20 protein-coding genes and 1 tRNA gene are annotated in these 19860 nt (G+C 69.5%); 3 read left to right on the plus strand and 18 right to left on the minus strand.

Annotation, left to right across the window (positions count from 1 at the left end; all coding sequences use genetic code 11):
- Window positions 1–1152, plus strand: a complete 1152-nt coding sequence (locus tag ACLZOT_RS06645) for a YihY/virulence factor BrkB family protein (protein WP_416967788.1) — start codon at window positions 1–3, stop codon at window positions 1150–1152.
- Window positions 1153–1168: 16 nt separating this feature from the next.
- Here the strand turns inward: ACLZOT_RS06645 and ACLZOT_RS06650 are convergent, their stop codons facing one another.
- From ACLZOT_RS06650 to ACLZOT_RS06695, 10 genes are all read right to left on the minus strand, one after another.
- Window positions 1169–2002, minus strand: a complete 834-nt coding sequence (locus ACLZOT_RS06650; RefSeq protein WP_416967789.1) for an NmrA family transcriptional regulator — start codon at window positions 2000–2002, stop codon at window positions 1169–1171.
- Between the two features lie 212 nt (window positions 2003–2214).
- Complete coding sequence (locus tag ACLZOT_RS06655) at window positions 2215–2892, minus strand: helix-turn-helix domain-containing protein (RefSeq protein ID WP_416967790.1); 678 nt, start codon at window positions 2890–2892, stop codon at window positions 2215–2217.
- A gap of 9 nt (window positions 2893–2901) precedes the next feature.
- Entirely contained in the window at window positions 2902–3834 is a 933-nt protein-coding gene (locus ACLZOT_RS06660; protein ID WP_416967791.1) for an AraC family transcriptional regulator, read from the minus strand.
- Between the two features lie 135 nt (window positions 3835–3969).
- Window positions 3970–5136: a protein-L-isoaspartate(D-aspartate) O-methyltransferase gene (locus ACLZOT_RS06665; RefSeq protein ID WP_416967792.1), complete on the minus strand. Its 1167-nt coding sequence runs from the start codon at window positions 5134–5136 to the stop codon at window positions 3970–3972.
- A 3-nt stretch (window positions 5137–5139) separates the two neighbouring features.
- Window positions 5140–5277 carry a hypothetical protein gene (locus ACLZOT_RS06670; RefSeq protein WP_416967793.1) on the minus strand — a complete coding sequence of 46 codons (138 nt, stop codon included), beginning with the start codon at window positions 5275–5277 and terminating at the stop codon, window positions 5140–5142.
- A gap of 86 nt (window positions 5278–5363) precedes the next feature.
- Window positions 5364–5463: transfer RNA gene (locus ACLZOT_RS06675), tRNA-OTHER, on the minus strand.
- Between the two features lie 321 nt (window positions 5464–5784).
- Complete coding sequence (locus ACLZOT_RS06680) at window positions 5785–6066, minus strand: hypothetical protein (RefSeq protein WP_416967794.1); 282 nt, start codon at window positions 6064–6066, stop codon at window positions 5785–5787.
- A gap of 94 nt (window positions 6067–6160) precedes the next feature.
- Window positions 6161–7369, minus strand: coding sequence for a helix-turn-helix domain-containing protein (locus ACLZOT_RS06685; protein WP_416967795.1), 1209 nt, complete (start codon window positions 7367–7369; stop codon window positions 6161–6163).
- Between the two features lie 378 nt (window positions 7370–7747).
- The gene (locus ACLZOT_RS06690) at window positions 7748–8164 is read right to left on the minus strand and encodes a GNAT family N-acetyltransferase (protein WP_416967796.1); all 417 of its coding nucleotides are present in this window, start codon (window positions 8162–8164) and stop codon (window positions 7748–7750) included.
- Between the two features lie 48 nt (window positions 8165–8212).
- Complete coding sequence (locus ACLZOT_RS06695; protein ID WP_416967797.1) at window positions 8213–8605, minus strand: VOC family protein; 393 nt, start codon at window positions 8603–8605, stop codon at window positions 8213–8215.
- A gap of 126 nt (window positions 8606–8731) precedes the next feature.
- On the opposite strand from ACLZOT_RS06695, the gene ACLZOT_RS06700 reads away from it, so the two are divergent.
- Window positions 8732–9259, plus strand: coding sequence for a DinB family protein (locus ACLZOT_RS06700; protein WP_416967798.1), 528 nt, complete (start codon window positions 8732–8734; stop codon window positions 9257–9259).
- Here ACLZOT_RS06700 and ACLZOT_RS06705 read toward each other — a convergent pair.
- A complete protein-coding gene (locus ACLZOT_RS06705; protein WP_416967799.1) occupies window positions 9246–9857 on the minus strand; it encodes a VOC family protein in 612 nt (203 codons plus the stop codon). The genes ACLZOT_RS06700 and ACLZOT_RS06705 overlap by 14 nt on opposite strands.
- Before the next feature lie 272 nt (window positions 9858–10129).
- On the opposite strand from ACLZOT_RS06705, the gene ACLZOT_RS06710 reads away from it, so the two are divergent.
- Complete coding sequence (locus ACLZOT_RS06710) at window positions 10130–10780, plus strand: ThuA domain-containing protein (RefSeq protein WP_416967800.1); 651 nt, start codon at window positions 10130–10132, stop codon at window positions 10778–10780.
- Between the two features lie 7 nt (window positions 10781–10787).
- Here ACLZOT_RS06710 and ACLZOT_RS06715 read toward each other — a convergent pair whose 3' ends face one another.
- From ACLZOT_RS06715 to ACLZOT_RS06745, 7 genes are all read right to left on the minus strand, one after another.
- Window positions 10788–11846: a LacI family DNA-binding transcriptional regulator gene (locus ACLZOT_RS06715; protein WP_416967801.1), complete on the minus strand. Its 1059-nt coding sequence runs from the start codon at window positions 11844–11846 to the stop codon at window positions 10788–10790.
- 213 nt (window positions 11847–12059) lie between these two features.
- Window positions 12060–13883, minus strand: a complete 1824-nt coding sequence (locus tag ACLZOT_RS06720; RefSeq protein WP_416967802.1) for a family 43 glycosylhydrolase — start codon at window positions 13881–13883, stop codon at window positions 12060–12062.
- A gap of 17 nt (window positions 13884–13900) precedes the next feature.
- A complete protein-coding gene (locus ACLZOT_RS06725; RefSeq protein WP_416967803.1) occupies window positions 13901–14806 on the minus strand; it encodes a carbohydrate ABC transporter permease in 906 nt (301 codons plus the stop codon).
- The gene (locus tag ACLZOT_RS06730; protein ID WP_416967804.1) at window positions 14806–15690 is read right to left on the minus strand and encodes a carbohydrate ABC transporter permease; all 885 of its coding nucleotides are present in this window, start codon (window positions 15688–15690) and stop codon (window positions 14806–14808) included. Before ACLZOT_RS06730 ends, ACLZOT_RS06725 begins: the two co-directional genes overlap by 1 nt.
- A 9-nt stretch (window positions 15691–15699) precedes the next feature.
- A complete protein-coding gene (locus ACLZOT_RS06735; protein ID WP_416967805.1) occupies window positions 15700–17037 on the minus strand; it encodes an ABC transporter substrate-binding protein in 1338 nt (445 codons plus the stop codon).
- Between the two features lie 278 nt (window positions 17038–17315).
- Window positions 17316–18428, minus strand: coding sequence for a LacI family DNA-binding transcriptional regulator (locus ACLZOT_RS06740; protein ID WP_416967806.1), 1113 nt, complete (start codon window positions 18426–18428; stop codon window positions 17316–17318).
- Window positions 18429–18497: 69 nt separating this feature from the next.
- Window positions 18498–19511 (minus strand): hydroxyacid dehydrogenase, encoded by a 1014-nt coding sequence (locus ACLZOT_RS06745; protein WP_416967807.1) that lies wholly within the window; start codon window positions 19509–19511, stop codon window positions 18498–18500.
- Window positions 19512–19860 lie beyond the last annotated feature (349 nt).

A 19860-nucleotide genomic window follows, 5' to 3' on the forward strand; every position in this document is an offset into this window, starting at 1 on the left:
GTGCAGCCAGCAAGTCACTCATCCCCGCACCACGCGGCACCGAGCCGTTTCCACCGGGCGCGCGCCCTCTACCGCGACGTGTCCATGCGCAGGACCGCCTGGCTGCTGCTCAAGGACACCGTCAACTCCTGCGTGGAGTACCGGATCCTGGGCCTCGCGGCGGAAGCCGCCTTCTTCACGCTGCTGTCCGTGCCGCCGCTGCTGCTCAGCCTCATCGGCCTGCTCGGCTACGTCGACGACTGGACCGGCACCGACACGATCACCAGCCTGGAGGCGAACATCCTCGACGCCTCCCGGACGGTCCTGTCCGACAAGGGCGTCCAGCAGCTCGCCCAGCCGATCCTGGACGACGTGATGAAGGGCGGCCGGCCCGACATCATCTCGATAGGGTTCCTGTTCGCCCTGTGGTCCGGCTCGCGAGCCGTGAACGTGTTCATCGACACGATCACCGTCATGTACGGCCTCGACGGGGTCCGCGGCATCGTCAAGACCCGGCTCGTCGCCTTCGCCCTCTTCGTCGTCGCCCTCGTCATCGGCGCGGTCGCGCTGCCGCTGATGGTCGCCGGGCCCGACGCCGTCGTACGGATCGTGCCCTGGTCGGCGACGCTCGTGCAGCTCCTGTACTGGCCGGTCGTCATCCTGCTGTCCATCGCGTTCCTGACCACGCTGTACCACGTGTCCGTGCCGGTGCGCTCGCCCTGGATCGAGGACGTGCCCGGGGCGCTGGTCGCCCTCGCGATGTGGGTGCTCGGCAGCTTCCTGCTGCGGATCTACCTCCAGAACACCATCGAGGGCGCCACCATCTACGGCTCCCTCGCCGCCGCCGTCGCCGTCCTGCTGTGGATCGGCGTCGCCGCCTTCGCCGTCCTCGTCGGGGCCGCCGTCAACGCCGCGATCGACCGTGTCTGGCCCGCCGCCGCGACCGCCGCCGCCCGCGCCGCCAACGAACGCCTCCGCAAGGAGGAGGTCGTCGAGTACGTCGCCCGGATCTCCGCCGCACAGGGCAACGAGGACCCCGACGACCCCGACATGCCCTCCGAGTTCCCCGAACGCTGGTCCCGCTTCCTGCCCCACGAGAACGTCACTGCACGGCTGCGGACGCACGCGAAGACGGTGGCGAAGGCGCAGGAGGAGCAGCGGCGGGAGAAGTGAGGGGGCTTTTCCGGGGTTACACCTTCCAGGCGCCCTGTGCCGCCGCCTCCCGCGCGTACTCCGTGAAGTCGCGCGGCGCGTGGCCCAGGACCTCGTGGACGTCGTCCGTCGACAGGAACTCGTTGTGGCCGTCCAGCAGCGACGCGAACACCTCGCCCAGGAAGGCGACCTCCTCGGCCGGCAGGCCGAACGACGTCAGGACCTGCGCGTACTCCTCGGTGGTGACCGCCGTGTACGTCAGCTCGCGGCCCGCCGCCCGCGCGATCTCGGCGACCGCCTCCCGGAACGTCATCAGGCGCGGGCCCGACAGGTCCAGCGCGCGGCCCACGTACTTCTCGCCCTCGGTGACCGTCTTCACGACGACCTCCGCGAGGTCCGCCAGGTCCAGGAACGGTTCGGTCACCTCGTCCGCCGGGAACACCAGGTCGCCGGTGAACCGCAGGCCGTCCGCCATCGGGCCCTCACTGAAGTTCTGGTCGAACCACGAGGCCCGCACGATCGTCCAGTCCGCGCCGGACGAGGTCAGCGCCTCCTCCGCCGGCCGCGCGGAGTGCTCGCCGCGGCCCGAGAGCAGGACGAGACGCCGTACGCCGAGCGCGACCGCCGTTTTGGACAGCGCACCGATCGCCTCGCCCGCGCCGGGGGCGCCGATGTCCGGCGGGTACACCAGGTACGCCGCGTCCGCGCCGCGCAGGGTGTCCGCCCAGGTCGCGGGGTCGGCCCAGGAGAAGCCCTGGGCCCGGGAGGCGGGGCGGACGGTGAGGCCGGCGCCCTGAGCGGCCCGCGCCACGCGGCTGCCCGTACGACCGGTCGCGCCGGTCACCACCAAGGTCGTGTGTGTGTTCGTCATGGGGTCAGTCAAGCGGGGGTGGGGGGCTGGGGGACATCGGTGAGGGGCTCAGGGGCATACGCGTGCGTCTACGCGGAGCGGCAGGGGCTCTCCAAGGGCTTGCCCCACCCTCGGTGTCTCGATCCGGGGTGGAGTCGTCGCCGTCCGGTCCGAGTGAGGCACGCGGGGCACAACGGTTTGGGGCCTCTCCCGCCACACACTCGCCCACACCCCTAAGTCGCCCGGCCCATCAGCTGCCCCGGCGTCTCCCCCGTCAACTCCCGTACGTCGCGCGTGAGGTGCGCCTGATCCGCGTACCCCGCCCGCGCCGCCGTCTCCGCCGGAGGCACCCCGCCCCGCAGCAGCCCCAACGCCCGTTGCAGCCGCAGGATCCGGGCCAGCGTCTTGGGGCCGTACCCGAAGGCCCACAGTGCGCGGCGGTGCAACTGGCGTGCTCCGATGCCGAGTTCGTCGGCCGTTGCCGCGACCGGGCGGCCTGCGTCGAGGGCGGCGACCAGGCGGGAGAGCAACGGGTCGGGAGGCGCGGCGCGTTCGAGGGCCAGGTCCTCCAGGCCCTGTGCCGGGTCCGGTGCCGCCGCGACCCGCGCGGTCAGTCGCCGCACCTCCGACGCCGGCCACAGGTCCGCCAACTCGACGCGCCGGTCGCGGAGTTCGTGCGCGGGGACGCCCAGCAGGGCGGGAGCGGTGCCGGGGAAGAAGCGGACTCCCGCCCAGGCGGCGCCGGGTCCTTCAGGGACGTACGCATGGGTGTCGGGACCCGCGACGAGGAGGTGGCCGTCGGTCCACAGGAGGTCCATGCAGCCGTCGGGCAGGACCGCGCCCGGCGGTCCCGATGGTGTGGTCGTCCACACCACCGCGCCGGTCAGGCGGGACGGGCGTTCCTCGTACACGTCTCCACGCTACGCCCTGGCGCGGTGCTCCTGCGGGCTCACCCCGTGGACCCGTTTGAAGGCGCTGGACAGGGCGAACGCGCTGCCGTACCCGACCTTGCGGGCGACGGCGGCGATCGTGTCGTCGGTGTCGCGCAGCAGGTCGGCGGCGAGCGCGAGGCGCCAGTGGGTGAGGTACGTCATCGGGGGCTCGCCGACGAGTTCCGTGAACCGGCGTGCCAGGCCCGCGCGGGACACGCCCGCCTTGGTGGCGAGGGCGGTGATGGTCCAGGGGTGGGCGGGGTCGTCCTGGAGGAGGCGCAGGGCGTGGCCGACGACCGGGTCGGCGAGGGCCCTGTACCAGGTGGGAGCCTCGGCCTCGGGGCGGGAGAACCAGGTGCGCAGGGCGGAGATGACGATCAGGTCGAGGAGGCGGTCGAGGACGACCTCCTGGCCGGGTTCGTCGCGGACGATCTCGTCCATCAACACCGGCGTCAACGGGTTCGGCCACTCCCGCGCGGTGAGGGAGAGCAGCGGGGGCAGCGCGTCCAGCAGGCGGTTGCTGATCTCGCCCTGCATCAGGTACGTCCCGATCAGGACGACCGTGGCCCCGTCGGGCCGGTTCCCCCAGCTGCGGACCCCGAGGTCCATCGACCCGTTGAGGGACTGCCCGTCGGGGCGGGCGCACTCGCCGCGCGGCAGGATGAGGGCCTGCGGGGGCGTGGCGGGATCGTCGGCGCAGGTGTACGGCTCGGGCCCCCGCACGATCGCGAGGTCCCCGGCGCGCAGCCGCAACCGCTCCCCCTGATCCGACACGACCCACCCGCCCCCGCGCACCGGGAGCATCACGGTCAACGGCGCCCGGTCCTCGACCCGCACACTCCACGGCGCGTCGAAACAGGCGCGGGTGAGCAGGGCACCCCGCGCACGAGGGCCCTCCAGCAGTCCGGCGAGTGGGTCCATACGGCCAGCGTAGAGCGCGCCCGGTCCCCCTCAAAGCGCCCTATGGCAGGGGCGCGAGCGACCCTGAGCAGCGCACCTTCGTCCTCTCAAGCGACCAGCAGAAGGCCGCGAGAGAGGGTGTCCGTGGCTGGTTCGTCAGGCTCCTAGACGAGGCACGGGCGTGTCAGGCGTGTCGAGCCACACGTGCTCGCCGTTCCCGTCCACGGTGAGCCCGAAGCGATCGAATCCGGGACGTCCTTTCCCGTCCCACCAGTTCACCGCCGAGCGCAGTTCATCCCACAACGCGCGCGGTCCGTGCTCGGTGACCTCGAACTCCGTGTGGCCCGGATCGTAGTTCGCTACAGCCCATGACGTGACGCCCGTGTCGTACAACCACAACCGGTAGGAACGGCCTTCGCCCTTCTCGACGCGACAGAACAACGTCGGGTCCTGGACGCCGATCACGAACATGTGAAGCCACTCGCCGACGTCGTCCGGCGAAAGGTGCGTGGTGGTCCGGGTGCCGTCGGTGTCCGTGTCGTAGGCCGACCCTGAGGGAAGGGCCTTGCGCTGCTCGCGGAGCCGCATGAACGCCGACGAACCGATGAAGCGGCCGGACGCGCTACCGTCCCCGGCCACCGTCAGCCGAGCGACAGCTTCCCCGCCGTAGGTCGGCCCCCAGGGCGCAACGATGATTCCGCCCGGCTTTACCTGGTTGATCCACGGTCGAGGTACGCGGCCGATGGACGCCGTGGCGATCAGCCGGTCGTACGGCGCACCCGCCGAGTACCCTTCGGCCCCGTCTCCGATGATGGACACGGGGTCGTGGCCGGCGTCGTTCAGCCGCCTGCGTGCCGCTCGGGCCGTGTCGCCGTCGACCTCGATCGTGAAGACGTTCTCAGACCCGAGTCGATGACACAGCAAGGCTGAATTCCAACCCGTTCCAGTGCCGATCTCCAAAACTCGCTGACCATCTTCGACGTTCAACGCGGCGAGCATGGAGAACACCATGGTCGGCATGGAACTGGAACTGGAAGCGATCTTTCCCCTGCCTGCCCCGTCGTACGTTCCGTCGTCCCACTGAGTGGTAATCGGAGCGTCCGTGTAAACGGCCTTCCACCACGCCTTGGGGGCCTCGCTGCGGATGACCCGGTCATCCTGCCGATTCATTCCGGCGCGACCGGGCCAGATCACATCTGGGACGAACAGATGCCGAGGGGTCGCGTTGAACGCGGGAATCCAGTCACTCGTCAGTGCTCCCTTTTCCAGGAGCGCGGAGGCGAGCCCCTCAAGGCTCGCCTCCTTTTCGGTGTTCGCGCTCACAGATCAGCTACCGTCCGCCGGGCCGCTGCCGTCGTTGGTGTTGCCACCCTCGTCGGAGCCACCCCCGCCGTGCTTGTTGCCGCTGTCGCTGTCGTCCTGCGGGTTACCGCCGTCCGCCATCGTGAGCCACCAAACGCGCATTCGAGTTACCTCCCGAGTCGTTGAGCGAGTGCTGATGAACCCACCACCACGGGCCTTCCTGACCGAAGATCAGAGGCGGTGAGCCGTCCCCCTGCCTGGAGTCGAACCAAGACCTCTGCGCCGGCGGTCTTGCAACCGCCGTGGGGGAAAAGGGAGCGCAGTGCTCTTCCGGTGAGCTACAGGGGGAGTTGTACCCGTCCGGTCGCGGATCGCCGACCGAAACCACGACAGGGCGGGGTCCGTGGGGTCAGAGCTGACCGAGGACGGCCAGGCCGAGAAGGAAGATGGAGGATGCGGTGACGATCCCGATGTACGTGATCCAGCCGTACCGGTAGATGAGGCGCCTCACCGCAACCCCGCCCTTGCGTATGTAGGAAACGGGGCTGATGAGCGTAAGCCGCCACTCGGAATGGCGCTCAATTTGTGCGCTACTGGATTTCAGGTCGGCCATAGCCCGCCGCCGCTACCTGAACAAATCCGCCCAGTCCCTCGACCTTTCGGGAAACTTCACGGAACTCGGCGGAGATGGATGAGAACATCATCTTCCAGTACGGCCACGACGTCCCAGGAAAGCGAGTTGGCGTATGCCTCGCACAACTCTCGGGCGGAACTCAAATCGGTGTTGGGGGCGCCGCAGAGGTAGATGACTACGCGAAACTTTCTCACTTTGGATTCGGTAGCGGTCGGAATGCCGGCCGCGATGTCGGCAAGGTTCTGCCGACGCTCGCGGTCGCCTTCAGTGCGGCGGTGGGGCGCCGCTCGGGGGGCCCGTTCACTCTCGCTGACCATGAATCAATCGTGACGCTACGATCACCCAAAGTGAAGTGACGTTCGTAGGGGCCAACGTAAGTCGCGAGCCGACAACTCCTACGGGGCGTAGGGGTTAGTTGATCAAGGGCACGCCGATCAGGTCCCCGATGCGGCGGACGCGAGCCGTCGAAACCCTCGCGAGACGCTTTCCGATCACGCCCGGTAGGGCTTGGTGCCTGACCCACTCCGGAGCGTCCGTGCCCACCTCGACGAGGGTGTCACCAGCCTTGTCGTACAGGCCGGTTGAGACCTGAGCCAACGCGACGTCGAGCCTGTACCGATTGCGGGCCACCTTCGACATGCTCTTGGGGAGTTTCTGCATGTCGGGTTGGTCGGCGAGCCGAAGAGCAGTCCCGTAGTCCTTGAGCGCCACATGGATTCCAACGGCCTCCGCCTTGGCGGTAGTTGGACCGAAGTTGGTGCCGTACAGCTTCTCGTCCTTGCCGAGACGCGCGGCTGCGGCGTGTGCCTGTGACAGATAGTTGTTGGCCGCGTCCCCGTCTTCCTTGCGCGACGCGGCGACCGCGGCAGAGATCATGTTGCGCCCGTATGCGATGAGTTGGGGGCGAGAGCCGTTACTGAAAGACGGCTCGATCTCCAGAGCGGCACGCTCCGCGATCGTCACGGCTCGGGGGAGCTTGGCGCCCCGTAGATAGACCCACGAAAGCGTGGAGTCCAAGAGTGCGCCGAGAACGGGGTCACCGGCTTCGTGCGCAAGGCGCTTCGCCGAGGTGAGCGCACTCATTGCGAGATCCCGGTACCCGAACCCCGTAGAGCATGAAGCGGCTACCCGATAGGTACTTGCCAGGATGGCGCCAAGCTTCTCGCGTTCGGCGCCTGTTGCGGTGGCGTACCTGACCTGCCCTTCCAACAGGACCTTTGAGGCGTAGAGGCTGACGTTCGCCGTGTTGCTTCCCCAGTAGGCTTCCCAAGCCAAATCGCGGGCGTTGGCCAAGTCCTCGACGCTGCTCGGGTCCTCGATCCCCACCCACTCACCGAGGGCGCTTTCATGGACGGCGTCAGACAGGGTGAGCAAAGCGGCTCGGTCGTCGCGGTCCATGCCGCGGCGGGGGGCCTGCTGGCCGAGGATCACGGAAACGTCAGTGTTCAAGCCGTTCGCAAGCTTCAGGAGCGAGCCCACCGAGAGCTCTCCCCGGTCCTGCTCTGCCTTCTGAACGAGGGCGTAGGACACGCCCGAGACTTCGGCGAGACGCGTTTGCGGCATGTCCCCCCGAAGGTGCTTGATCCGCTTGCCGGTCGTCAGGTCTGCCCAGTTACTCACGTTCACCTCAGCGGTAGCGCGGGTGCGGTCCTCTTCCGATGGTAGGCCCATGGAAGATGCCGGTGGAGGCCAACGATCGATCACGCGGCAGTGAGGCGGTTGGTGCGAGGGTTGCCGCAGGCGCGTGTAAACACTGCGGAACGATAAAGGTCCCCCAACGCCGTGAAGCTGTTGGGGCGGGGCCTCGGCGTTTGCCCGGATCGTCTGGGGCTGGGGTGTTGGGCCCCGGAAGCAGGCGAACACGACACTGTGGATCATGCGCCGGATCGTCACGCCTCAGCGACCTGCACGCGTTCAGCCACCAGCAAAGCTCGACGGAAACCCGCACATCCCAGGTCGCCAACCACCCGGTGCGGGAAGGGAATCCGTTGTGCCGGTCTACGACTGATCGAATGTCCAGGTGAGTACTACCTGTCCCGCTTCCGGGACGCCGCCGGCGCGGCCGTACGTCGCCAGTGCCGCCGTGTTCTCCTCGCCCGTGATCGTCCACACGCCGTAGCAGCCCCGTTCGCGTGACAGGTCCGCGAGCGCCGACACCAGAGCCTGGCCGACGCCACGCCCACGGAACGACTCGTCCACGCCCAGCTCGTACAGGAACATCTCGGTTCCCTTGTCCGGATGGGTCATCTCGACCCCGGTGACCATCCCCGCCGGGACGTCGTCCATGTAGGCGATCAGGAGGTGATGACCTTTGTCCGTGAGGAACCGTTCAGTGGCCTCCCGCCCTGGAGCGGTGTCGAAGAGATGGCCGGCGGCGTCGACCGCCTCGACCTCAGTGACGCGACGGATCTCCATTCGGGGATCCTGACACGTCCAGGCATCGGGGGTCGGCCATATACGGCACTAGCTCAACGGCGCGAACAGGTCGATGCCGTTGCCGTCCGGGTCGTGGACCACCGCGTACCGCTGGCCCCACACCGCGTCCCACGGCTTCAGCTCGCCGTGGTAGCCGGCGGACGTCAACTCCTCGTACACGGCGTCGACTTCACCGGGTCCGTCGCACAGCAGCGCGAGAGAGGCTCGCCCGCCCGGGCCCGGTGTCTCGAAGGCGGGGGAGAAGGAGCGGACCATCTCCTCCGTGTCGAGCATGAGGCGCAGTCCGCCGGGGAGGGCGGCCTCGGTGTGGCCCTCCTGTTCGGCGCCGTCGGGGAAGGTGAGGCCGAGGCGGCGGTAGAAGGCGACGGACGCGGACATGTCGTGGACGAGGAGGCCGATGGCGTCGAAACGGGGAGTCATGGGAGCAGCGTAGGGAGGCCGGGAGGGCCCGGTCTTGAAGAAAACGGACGTCTCCCGGAGCCCGTTTGACGGGCGTCCCCCGGAATCCGTTTGCGTGATGTCCGCCCCCGCCGCGAGGGTGTCCCGATGACCTCCCCGCGCCTCGAACTCCTCCGCTGGCAGACCGATTTGACCTGGTCCCTCTTCACGTACCACCTGGACCTCCTGCAACCGGACGACCACCTCTGGGAACCGGCCGACACGTGCTGGACCCTCCACCCGGACGGCGCGGGCGGCTGGACGCCGGACTGGGCGGAGACCGAGCCCGACCCCGTGCCCGTGCCGACGGTCGCGTGGGTGAGCTGGCATCTGGGGTGGTGGCTGGGCACGACGACGGACCATGTGCTCGGCCGAACTCCCCGTGAACGCAACGACGTTAAGTGGCCGGGCCCGGGGGAACCGGCGATCACCTGGCTGCGCGGGCTGTACGAGGAGTGGACGGCGGCCGTGGCGACCCGCACGGACGCCGACCTGGACCGCCCCTCCGCCTACCCCTGGCCCGAGGACGCGTCCCTCACGCTGGCCCACCAACTCGCCTGGGTGAACGCCGAGTTGATGAAGAACGTCGCGGAGATCGGCCAACTCCGCATGATCCGCGCGGTCAGTCGAAGGTGACGGTCCCGTTGGGTGTGTCCAGGGTGAACGACATGCCCAACGGCCCCTCGGAGACGGGGAGTTCGACGTCGAGCGCGGCGAGGGAGGACCGTACCGCCGACGGGTCGGGAGCCGTCGCCGACAGCGACAGCAGCGGCGTGACCGGCAGCCCCGACGCGGTCGGATGCGGCGAGGCACCCCAGTCGATGAGGAACGGCACGAGCCCGGCGGACCTGTCCGTCAGCCGCCATTCGAGCAGCGCCCCGTCGGGCCGGCGCCGGCTCATCGCCCGCACGTCCCCGGGGTCGTACCCCCGCGCCCGCGCGGCCGTCACCGCGAGGTCGATGTCCGGCGGGGCGATCGCCCAGGTCAGTGAGTAGGGCCGCTCCGGCTGAGCCACCGCGAACGGCCGGGCCCCACGCTGCTCGGGGTCGGGCCCGATGATCTCCAGATACGCGCCGCCCCCGAGCCCGACGAGGTGATTACGCGTACCGAGCCCGACATGCACCCCGCCCAACACGGGCACGACCCCGGTCCGCCGGGCGAAGTCGTCGAGTGTCGCGGCCAGTTCGAGCGTCGCGAGCACGAGATGGTCGAGCCGTGCGGGAATCGTGTTCATCCTGTACGAGCCTACGCGCAACCTGTTCACAACAGGAACAGGTGGGGCAGAACGACCCTGGCCCAGCACACTCCGACAACACAGGAACGACACCCACCGGAAGTCCGCCGACACCGCCCACGCCGGGATCGCGTCACAGGCGGGCCCCTGTACCGGCGCCCAGATGAACGGCATCCGAGTTTTCCGGCAACCGGTTACCAAGAAACTTTCGGTCCCCCGGAGACCCGCCCCCGCCCCCGCCCCCGTCGCCCCACCGGCATAGGCTCGACCCCATGGCCCCACGTCTGCTCGTCTACAGCCGCACCACCGGCTACCGCCACGACTCCATCCCGTACGCGGCCGAAGCCCTGCGGGCGATCATGGGGGAGTGGACGGTCGACCACACCGAGGACCCGGCGGCTCTGGACTCGCCGCTGACGCGGTACGCGGCGGTGCTGTTCCTCTCCACCAGTGGTGAGGTGCTCACCCCGAAGGGGCGTGAACTCCTCGCGGAGTACGTCGAGTCGGGCGGCGCGTTCGTGGGGGTGCACGCGGCGGCGACCACTGAGTACGACTGGCCCTACTACGGCGAGCTGCTCGGCGCCCGGTTCGACCGGCACCCCGACTACCAGCCCGGCAAGGCCGTTGTGGAGGACGCCGGTCATCCCGCCACCCGGCACCTGCCGGCTGTCTGGGACTTCACCGACGAGTGGTACGACTTCCGCACCAACCCCCGTGGCGCGGTACGGGTGTTGCTGACCGCCGACGAGTCCTCGTACGAGGGCGGCGGCATGGGCGAGGACCACCCGCTGGCCTGGACCCGCACCCAGGGAGGGGGCCGCGTCTTCTACACGGCCCTGGGCCACGCGGAGGAGGCGTACGACGACCCGGCGTTCCGGGCGCACCTGCGGGGCGGCATCACCTGGGCGGCGCAAGGGGACTGACGGTTCGTCAGATCCGTACCTGCACGCGAGGTGCCGCCGTGCTCGCCCGGACGACCAACCGCGTCGACAGCTCCGTGCGCGTTCCCTCCGGCCGCTCCCCGTCCATCATCCGCACCAGCAGCCGCAGGCCGGTCGCCGCCATCTCGCCGAGCGGCTGGCGGACGGTCGTGAGGCCGGGGCTGGCCCAGCGGGACTCGGGGAGGTCGTCGAAGCCGACGACGCTGATGTCGTCGGGGACCCTCAACCCCTGTTCCGCCAGGGCCTCGTAGACCCCGAGGGCCATGTGGTCGGAGCAGACGAAGACGGCGGTGGGCGGCTCGGGCAGGTCGAGGAGTTCACGCATGCGCTGCCGCGCGGTGGACTCCTCGAAGCAGCCGTAGCGGATGTACTCGGGCCGCTGCGCCACACCGGCCGCCGCGAGCGCCGAACGGTAGCCCGCCACCCGGGCGTTGCTGCACTGCTTGCGGCGGCGCCCGGCGATGACGGCGATCCGTTCGTGCCCGAGCGCGAGGAGGTGTTCCGTCGCGCTCACCCCGCCCTGCCAGTTCGCGGCGCCCACCGACACGACGCCGGGCGGCGGTTCGTGCGCGGGGTCGATCATCACGAACGGGATGCGGTGCTGTTCCAGCCACGCGTACTGGGAGTCCGTCAACTCGGCGAGGTTGAACAGGACTCCGGCCGAGCCGCGCGCCGTGAGCTTGTCCAGCCAGCCGCGCTGCGGGCGGTCGCCCCGGGCGCTGCGGCCGAGGCCCGCCGAGACCACGAGGTCCAACCCCGCCTCGTGCGCGGCCTGTTCGACGCCGTGCAGCACCGCGCCCGACCAGGAGCTGTCGAGGGAGTGGACGACGAGGTCGACGAGCCGGGGCGGCTTCGACGCGTCGAAGCGCGGTCTGCGGACGTACCCCAGCCGGTCGAGCGCCTCGGTGACCCGGCGGCGCGTCTCGGGCGCCACGTCCTCGCGGCCGTTGACGACCTTCGACGCCGTCGGGACCGATACGCCCGCCTCGCGCGCCACGACCGCCAGCGTCGGTCCGGCCGTCACGTTCGGACTCGCCGTGCGGACCATGGGAACCCACCTCTCCGGCCCGCCGTTGGGCCAGCGAAAGCGCGACCAGCGCTGTTTCGGCCGTTTTCGTGCACCCGGCCAACAGAAAGCGCTTGCTATCCTAAAGGCGCCACAGCGTGACGGGAAGACACCGGGAGTCACGGGTTCGGCCGACAAAAATCGCGGACGTGAACTTTCGAAACCCCGAACAACCAGAGGGATTTCTGAGGTGGTTCAGCGGGATTCGTACGGCAGCTCCTCGCACTCCAGACGGAAGTCCCGGAAGTCCGCGGTGAACTCGGCGTCGACGAGATCGCGGGCGTGAATGCCCACGAGAGTGCCCGTGAAGCGCAGTTTCCTGCCGTGATCGTCGGAGAGACGGCTCGCGTCGAGCGGGGGGCCGACCTGGGTGTACGTGTCGTCGCGCAGGTACCAGAACCGGGCCTCCGTGCCCTCCACGGAGACGCCGATCGTGATCGGTCCGCCCAGGTCGACGTCCACCACGGCGACTTCACGCGCCCCCCTCTCGTCCCGGTCGATGAGACTGAGGACGGTACGGCCCTCGCCGCGCCACTGCTGGCCGCGCTGCTTCTCGCCCGGCGGCTCCGACCAGGTGAGGTCGAGGCTCAGGTACGCCTCCGCGTCGTACCGCAGGATCAGGCCGGCGGCCTGCGTGAACGTCGACGGGCTTGCCTCGACGGTGACTTGGGCCACGGCGTGGTGCTCGGTGAGGCGTTGGGCCAGGAGGCTCTGGGACCAGCGGGACTCCGGGCCCTGGCGTCCGCGCAGGCGGATCCAGCCGGGGCGTGAAGTGACGTCTGCCCAGGAGGGGTCGGGGGGTTCGCGGAGGGTGCTCCAGGGCCAGCCCAGGGAGTTGGAGGGCTGGGGGGAGGTTTCCGAAAGGGGGGCGGCCGGAGTTTCGGGAACGGGTGCTTCGGAGGCAGATGTTTCGGAAACGGACGTCCCCGAGACCGGCGTTTCGGAAACCGGAGCCCTGGAGGCCGATGTGCCGGAAACCGGAGTCCCGGAAGCCGACGTGCCGGAAACCGACCTCGCGGAAACCGGGGTTTCGGAAGCTGGGGTTCCGGAAACCGTCGGCGCCACCTTCTCCTCCGGCGCCACCACCTCCACCCCCGGCACCGCTACCTCCACCTCCGGATGCCACCCCCCGCCCTTCAGCCGGGGCCACCCCTCCGCGTCCCACTCCACCGCCTGGACCGCCGTCTCCCGCCCCAGCGTGCAGCGCGGCCCCTCGGGCGTCCTGAGCGGCCGCCCCACCAGATGGCTGAGGAACCACTCGCCCCCCGGCGTCTCCACCAACTCCGCGTGCCCCGCCTTCTGTAGCGGCACCGACGGATCGTCCCGGGACGTCAGCAGCGGACGGTCCGCGACCTCGTACGGCCCGGTCAGGGAACGGCTGCGCGCGGTCAGCACGCCGTGCTCGAAACCGGTGCCGCCCTCGGCGAGGACGAGGTGGTACCAGCCGTCCCGCTTCAGCAACTTCGGCCCCTCGACGAGCCGTTCGTGCTGGAGCAGCAGGTGCGTGCCGCCCAGCGGCTTCAGCGTGACCCGGTCCAGTTCCGTCGCGACGATCCCCGAGAAGCGGTTCCCGGCGGGGCGGTGGTCGTTCTGGAGGTTGAGCAGCCACAGCCGCCCGTCCTCGTGGAAGAGGGCGGGGTCGAAGCCGTGACCGGCGACACGGCGCGGCGCGGCCCAGGGTCCGGAGACGTCGGGCGCGGTCGTGACGTACGTGTCGAGGTCGAAGTACGGCGTGCCGACCGAGCGGACGACCGCGTACACCAGCCAGAACGACTCGCCGTCCCAGCTCAGCGAGGGCGCCCAGATGCCGGCCGAATCCGGCACGCCCGCAAGGGAGTTGCCGGGTACGGCGCCCTCGACGTGGCCGGCGTGCTCCCAGTGCGCGAGGTCGCGGGAGCGGAAGAGAGGGATCGTCGGGAACCACTCGAACGAACTCGTCGCGATGTAGTACCAGTTACCGGCGCGGACCAGGGAGGGGTCGGGGGCGAAGCCCCGGATCACCGGGTTGCGTGCGATCAACTCCCCACCTGAGCCCGTCACTTCAGCGCCCCCAGCGTCACACCCGACCGCCAGTACCGCCGCATCGCGACCATCATGATGGCCATCGGCACGATCGACAGCAGCGCCCCCGTCAGGACGAGGCTCGTCAGGTCGACGCCCGACTCCAGCCGTTTCCCCGACCAGTTGTAGAGGCCGATGTTCAGCGTCCAGTTGTTCTCGCCGCGCAGCACGGTCAGCGGGAGGAAGAAGGAGTTCCAGGTGTTGACGAACGCGAGCAGGAAGACCGTCGCGCCGCCCGTCGTCATCATCCGCAGCACGATGGAGAAGAAGATCCGCAGCTCGCCCGCCCCGTCGAGGCGCGCGGCCTCCAGGAGTTCGTACGGAATCGTCGACTCGGTGTAGACCTTCGCGAGGTACACGCTGAACGGGTTGATCAGGCAGGGGATGAGCATCGCCCAGGGCGTGTCGACCATGCCGATCTCGGAGAACAGCAGGTACAGCGGGAGCGTGAGGAGCGCGATCGGGATGAGGAACGAGCCGACGACCGACGCGAAGACGAGGTTGCGCCCGGGGAAGTCGAAGCGCGCCAGGCCGTACCCCGTCGCGAGCGCGATCAGTGTGCCGCCGAGGGAGCCGACACCCGCGTAGAGAAGGGAGTTGGCGGTCCAGCGCAGGAAGATGCCGTCCTCGTAGGTGAACAGCTGGTGCAGGTTGTCCCAGAGGTGCCAGCCGGAGAACCAGAGGCCGTTGGACTGGTAGAGGCCCGTACGGTCCTTGGTGGCCGCGACGAGCAGCCACCACACCGGGAAGAGGCTGTAGACGCTCGCGAGGACGAGCCCGACGAGCAGGAAGCGCTGTCCGCCGCGCGAACGGGCGCGCGGGTCGGGCTTGTTGAGTCGGCGGACCGCCGTTTTCGGTGTGCGGTCTTCGGTCAGGGTCATCAGTCGGCCTCCCTCGATGTCAGCCGGTAGAAGACGAAGGAGGCGAGGCCCAGGATCAGCGCGAGGAGCACCGAAAGGGCCGCGGCGTAGTGGTAGTTGCCGGCGTTGAACGCCTGGTTGTAGATGATCATGATCGGCGTGAAGCTGTCGTTGACCGTCTGCGGGGTGACGTTGCGGAACAGCGCGGGCTCGTTGAAGATCTGGAGCATCTGGATGATCGACAGCAGCCCGGTCAGCACCAACGCGCCCCGGACGTACGGGACTTTGATGCTGCGCGCGATCCGCAGCTCGGAGGCGCCGTCGAGGCGGGCCGCCTCGAACAGCTCGCGCGGGACCGCCTGGAGCGCCGAGTAGATGATCACCATGTTGTAGCCGATGCCGTGCCAGGTCAGCAGGTTGCCGATGGACGGCCACACCATCGACGGCGCGAAGAAGTTCCAGTGGAACCCGAACGCGTCCCCGATCGCCGTCAGCGGACCGACGTCCGGGCTGTACAGGTTGATCCACACGATCGCCGCCACGACCCCCGGGATCATGTACGGCACGAGCAGCAGGATCCGGAAGCGGCTCGCCGCGCGCGAGGTCACCGCGTCCAGCAGGAGCGCGAGGACCAGGCTGATCAGCAGCATCACCGGGATCTGCACACAGGCGAAGACCACGACCCGCAGGACCGAGCCCATGAACGCCGAGTCGGTGAGGCCCTCGCGGTAGTTGTCGAGGCCGGTGAACTTCTCCGTCGAGCCGCCGAGGCCGAGCCCGGACTGCTGGACCTTGAAGAGCGACTGGTAGACGGCGTAGCCGATGGGGAGCAGATACAGAAAGACGAAGCCGAGCTGGAAGGGCACCGTGAACGCGGCACCCTTCCAGCGCTGGGAGCGGATCATCGGAAATCCTCAGCCCTTCACGGCGATGCCACGGGACTTGAGGTCGTCGACCGTCCACTTCTGCATGTGCGCGAGCAGGTCGGTGACCTTCTGCTCCTTGCTGACGACCTTCGCCCAACCCGCTTGCAGCTCACTGAACATGGCCGTCCAGTTCGGGCCGAACGTCCAGTCCGTGGTGACGGTGTTCAGGCTGTCGCCGACGACCTTCTTCGCCGGGTCGTAGTGCGTGCCGAGGAGCTTCTGGGAGATCGACTCGTCGACGTACGAGCTGGTGTCGGCGAGCGCGGGCATCACGCCGTTGCCGGTCTCGGGGCTCGCCATCGTCTTGACCGCGCCCGGGTCCGTGGACATCCACAGGGCGGCCTCGGCGGCCTGCTTCTGCTGCTTGCAGTCCTTCGTGACGAGGGTGACGCTGCCCGTCAGGTTCGTGCCCGCCGGGGTCTTCGCGGCCTCGCCCGCGAACGTCGGCCAGGGGGACAGGGCCCACTGGCCGAACGACTTGGTGAAGTTCTGCACCATGCCGGCCATCTGCCAGGTCGAGATCTGGCGGGTGACCGTGCCGCCGTTGTCGTAGTTGCGCTGCACGGCCGCGTAATCCGCGAAGGAGAGCGTCGAGTTGAGGTCGTTGTCGATGATGTCCTGGATGACCTTCGCGGCCTTCAGCGTGCCCGCGTCCTGGAAGTCGATCTTCCAGGCGTTGCCGTCGATCGCGTACCAGTGGGCGCCCGCCTGCATCGCGAGCACCTCCAGCGTGGAGGGGTCCTCGCCCGCGTAGTTGGTGATCTTGACGTTGTGCTTCTTCAGCTCCTTGCCGGCCGCGACGAACTCGTCCCACGTCGTCGGCGGCTTGACGCCGTACTTCTGGAAGACGTCCGCCCGGTAGATCGTGAAGTTCGGCGAGGAACTGGTCGGCACGCCGTAGAACTTGCCCTGCACTTGGGCGCTCGCCCACGAACCGGCGTTGAACTTGTCCTTGCTGGACTCGACGTACTGCGAGACGTCGGCCAGCGCGCCCTGGGACACCCACGTCGTCACGTACTCGGCGGTGTTCTGCACCAGGCAGGGGGCGTTGCCCGCCTTCACCGCGTTCGTCAGCTGCTTCTGCATCGTCAGCTGGTCGGTGACCTTCGTGTACTTGAGCTGGACGTCCTTGTGGGACGCGTTGAACGCCTTGACGACCGCCTCCTGGCCGTTCGCCCAGCCCCAGTAGGGCAGGGTGACCGGGCCCGACGCCGAGGAGCCGCCGTCGTCGTCGCCCGAACCGCCGCAGGCGGCGAGCAGACCTGTCAGCGCGATTCCCGCGGCGGCTGCGCGGGCGATCCTTCTGCGGGGGCTGATGGCATTCATCTGTCCGTGATCCTTCGGGAGATGGGCGTCTCGGCGAGGCGAGAGCGGCGGCTCGGTACTGGCCATAGGCGGCGGCCGGACGGCGGGGAGACGCTGCGTCGGACCGGGGCTCAAGCGGAAGTGGTAGTAACCGGTTGCTGTGACGTTAGGCCGACCGGATCGGCATTATCAAGAGGCAGGCGAGAAAATCTTGGGCGAATCGGCCCGAAATCCAGTAACCGCTTACGGGACCTGTCGGGGGCACCTGGGACCTCAGACCGGGCCGTGCGGCAGGTGGGTTACGGCAGCGGCCGGGGCGGCCGTACGGAGTCCCGGACGACGACGTGCGTGCCCAGCACGAGGTGCTCGGCCTCCCCGGGCCCACCCCCTCCCACCAGGCCGGACGCGGCCCTGCGGTCGGCCACCGCGCGCAGCGCGACCCGCCCCATCTCCTCGTACGGCACGTGCACCGTCGTCAGCGAGGGCGTCAGCTGCCCGGCCAGCGGGATGTCGTCGTACCCGGCGACCGACACGTCGTCCGGCACCCTGAGGCCCACCGCACGCAGCGCCTGCATCGCGCCCGCCGCGACCACGTCCGTCCCCGCGAGGACCGCCGTGAACCCCGGGGTCCGCTCCAGCGCCTGCTGGACCGCCGCGTACCCGTGCTCGTAGTCGTACGAACCGCGCCGCACGAGCCCCGGGTCGAACGGCACCCCGTACGCCTCGAAGGCCCGCCGCGCGCCCGCCAACCTGCCCTGGGCGGTGGTGAGTCCGGAGGGGCCCGGCAGGACCAGGACCCTGCGGTGACCGGCCGACAGGACGTGGCTGGCCATGGCGTAGGCGCCCGCCTCGTTGTCGTAGTCCACCGTCGTGGCCGGTACGGCGCCCTCCAGCGGCGGTCTGCCGACCAGGACCAGGTGCGAGCCCGCCGCGTCCAGCGAGCGCGCGAAGCGGCCCATCCTCGTCTGGTACTCGGTGCGGTCGTAGGCCCCGCCGAGCAACACCACGGCCGACACGCCCTGTTGGCGCATCAGGTTGACCAACGCCAGCTCCCGTTCCGGGTCTTCGCCGGTCGTGCCGACCAGGGAGAGCCAGCCGCGCAGCGTCGCCGCGCCTTCGACACCCTTGGCGACGTGGGCGAACGCGGCGCCGGTGATGTTGTTCATCAGGATCGCGACCGTCGGGGTGCCTCCGCCCGCCAGCGAGCGCGCGTGCGCGTTCGTGACGTAGTCCAGATCGCGGACCACCTTCATCACCCGGTCCCGAGTGGGCGCGGCCACCGGGTAGTTGCTCACGCCCAGCACCCGCGAGACGGTCGCGACCGAGACGTCCGCCTCCCGCGCCACGTCCTTGATGGTCACTCTGCGCTTGGGCCGGCCCGCCTTGTCGGCACCCGGCTTGCGGTCACTCACGGCCACGCCTCCTTCGTACGGTGTTCAGGCGTCCCTGGCTCAAGTCCCCCTGATCCGGGGCCTGTTGGCTCAGGCGCTTCGGGCGAGGTCCGCGTGCCGGACCTCGTGGGCGAGCGGGCGGCCGTCCGTGAGGCGCTCGGCCTCCGTGACGACGATCTCGCCGAGCCGGCGCAGCTCGTTGCCGAGGGAGCCCGCGATGTGCGGGGTGAGGATCACGTTCGGCAGCGTGTACAGCGGCGAGCCGGCGGGCAGCGGCTCGGGTTCGGTGACGTCGAGGACCGCGCTGAGCCGACCCGCCACCACCTCGTCGGTGAGCGCCGCGTGGTCGACCAGCGCGCCCCGGGAGGTGTTGATCAGGACCCCGCCGTCGGGGATCAGCGACAGCCGCGCGCGGTCCAGCATGTGGTGCGTCTCGGGGATGTCCGGCGCGTGCAGGCTGACGATGTCGCTGCGGGTCAGCAGCTCCTCCAGGGACATCAGCCGGGCGCCCAGCGCGGCCGCCTCCGACGTGTCGACGTACGGGTCGTGCAGCAGCACCTCGAAGTCGAACGGCCGCAGCAGTTCGAGCAGCCGCCGCCCCACCCGCGAGGCGCCGATCACCCCCACCCGGCGGCCCAGATTCCCGATCGGCGCGGTCTCGGCGGGCGTCGGCTGCGCGTGCGTACGGCGGTAACTCTCGCGCAGGGACCAGAAGTTCTTCCCCGCGAGCAGGATCATCGCGAGGGTGTACTCGGCGACGGGTACGGCGTTCGCGGTGACCGCGCTGGACACGCTCACCCCGCGCTCCCACAGGGCGTCCCCGACCAGGGAGCGCACCGACCCCGCCGCGTGCAGCACGGCACGCAGCTTCGGGGCGGCGGCCAGGGCGTCGGCGTCGAGGTGCGGGCAGCCCCAGCCGGTGATCAGGATCTCCGCGCCGGCGAGCGTCTCGGCCGCCGCCGGGTCGGCGAGGTCCTGGACGACGAGCGCGGGGTCGATGTCGGCGGTCCGGCGCAGCCGCTCCAGCACCGGTTCGGGGAACAGCAGGGGGAGGTGCACCGGATCCATGGCGAACACGGCCCTGGGCAGCGGGGCGCTGGGCATGACTCTCCTGAGGACGAGTACGGGAAACGTTTACTGAAAGCGTCTTCTACCGTAAATCTGTGGCCGAGCCATGGTCAATCAGTCGGAGGGGATCAACGGCGTCGGACGGTTTGTGTGGATGCGGCGGACGTGACCCTGGGGGGCCGGTGTGCCCGGTGCGTCGGTGTGGTGCGTGAAAGGCCAGGTCAGTGGCTTTTCATGGGGCTGGGGAGGGTCTCCGGGAGGGCTTCCGGGGTGGACTGGGTACGTGCACAGGGTTTTCGAAAACGTGCGCAAACCCTTGACGGGCTCTGCTGGGCGACAGAAGCTCGGGCCGTTCGGACGTAGCAACCGGTTGCTACACGTTCCT

The organism is Streptomyces sp. 4F14 (assembly GCF_048159485.1).
In the GTDB taxonomy this organism is placed as follows: domain Bacteria; phylum Actinomycetota; class Actinomycetes; order Streptomycetales; family Streptomycetaceae; genus Streptomyces.

What these genes read in the sequence shown, in the direction of transcription:
- ACLZOT_RS06670 (WP_416967793.1), bottom strand. Translation starts at nt 5,277, where the DNA reads ATGCGCGTTTGGTGGCTCACGATGGCGGACGGCGGTAACCCGCAGGAC.
- ACLZOT_RS06735 (WP_416967805.1), bottom strand. Translation starts at nt 17,037, where the DNA reads ATGAATGCCATCAGCCCCCGCAGAAGGATCGCCCGCGCAGCCGCCGCG.
- ACLZOT_RS06700 (WP_416967798.1), top strand. Translation starts at nt 8,732, where the DNA reads ATGACCTCCCCGCGCCTCGAACTCCTCCGCTGGCAGACCGATTTGACC.
- ACLZOT_RS06680 (WP_416967794.1), bottom strand. Translation starts at nt 6,066, where the DNA reads ATGGTCAGCGAGAGTGAACGGGCCCCCCGAGCGGCGCCCCACCGCCGC.
- ACLZOT_RS06730 (WP_416967804.1), bottom strand. Translation starts at nt 15,690, where the DNA reads ATGATCCGCTCCCAGCGCTGGAAGGGTGCCGCGTTCACGGTGCCCTTC.
- ACLZOT_RS06745 (WP_416967807.1), bottom strand. Translation starts at nt 19,511, where the DNA reads ATGCCCAGCGCCCCGCTGCCCAGGGCCGTGTTCGCCATGGATCCGGTG.
- ACLZOT_RS06650 (WP_416967789.1), bottom strand. Translation starts at nt 2,002, where the DNA reads ATGACGAACACACACACGACCTTGGTGGTGACCGGCGCGACCGGTCGT.
- ACLZOT_RS06695 (WP_416967797.1), bottom strand. Translation starts at nt 8,605, where the DNA reads ATGACTCCCCGTTTCGACGCCATCGGCCTCCTCGTCCACGACATGTCC.
- ACLZOT_RS06705 (WP_416967799.1), bottom strand. Translation starts at nt 9,857, where the DNA reads ATGAACACGATTCCCGCACGGCTCGACCATCTCGTGCTCGCGACGCTC.
- ACLZOT_RS06725 (WP_416967803.1), bottom strand. Translation starts at nt 14,806, where the DNA reads ATGACCCTGACCGAAGACCGCACACCGAAAACGGCGGTCCGCCGACTC.
- ACLZOT_RS06660 (WP_416967791.1), bottom strand. Translation starts at nt 3,834, where the DNA reads ATGGACCCACTCGCCGGACTGCTGGAGGGCCCTCGTGCGCGGGGTGCC.
- ACLZOT_RS06690 (WP_416967796.1), bottom strand. Translation starts at nt 8,164, where the DNA reads ATGGAGATCCGTCGCGTCACTGAGGTCGAGGCGGTCGACGCCGCCGGC.
- ACLZOT_RS06710 (WP_416967800.1), top strand. Translation starts at nt 10,130, where the DNA reads ATGGCCCCACGTCTGCTCGTCTACAGCCGCACCACCGGCTACCGCCAC.
- ACLZOT_RS06715 (WP_416967801.1), bottom strand. Translation starts at nt 11,846, where the DNA reads ATGGTCCGCACGGCGAGTCCGAACGTGACGGCCGGACCGACGCTGGCG.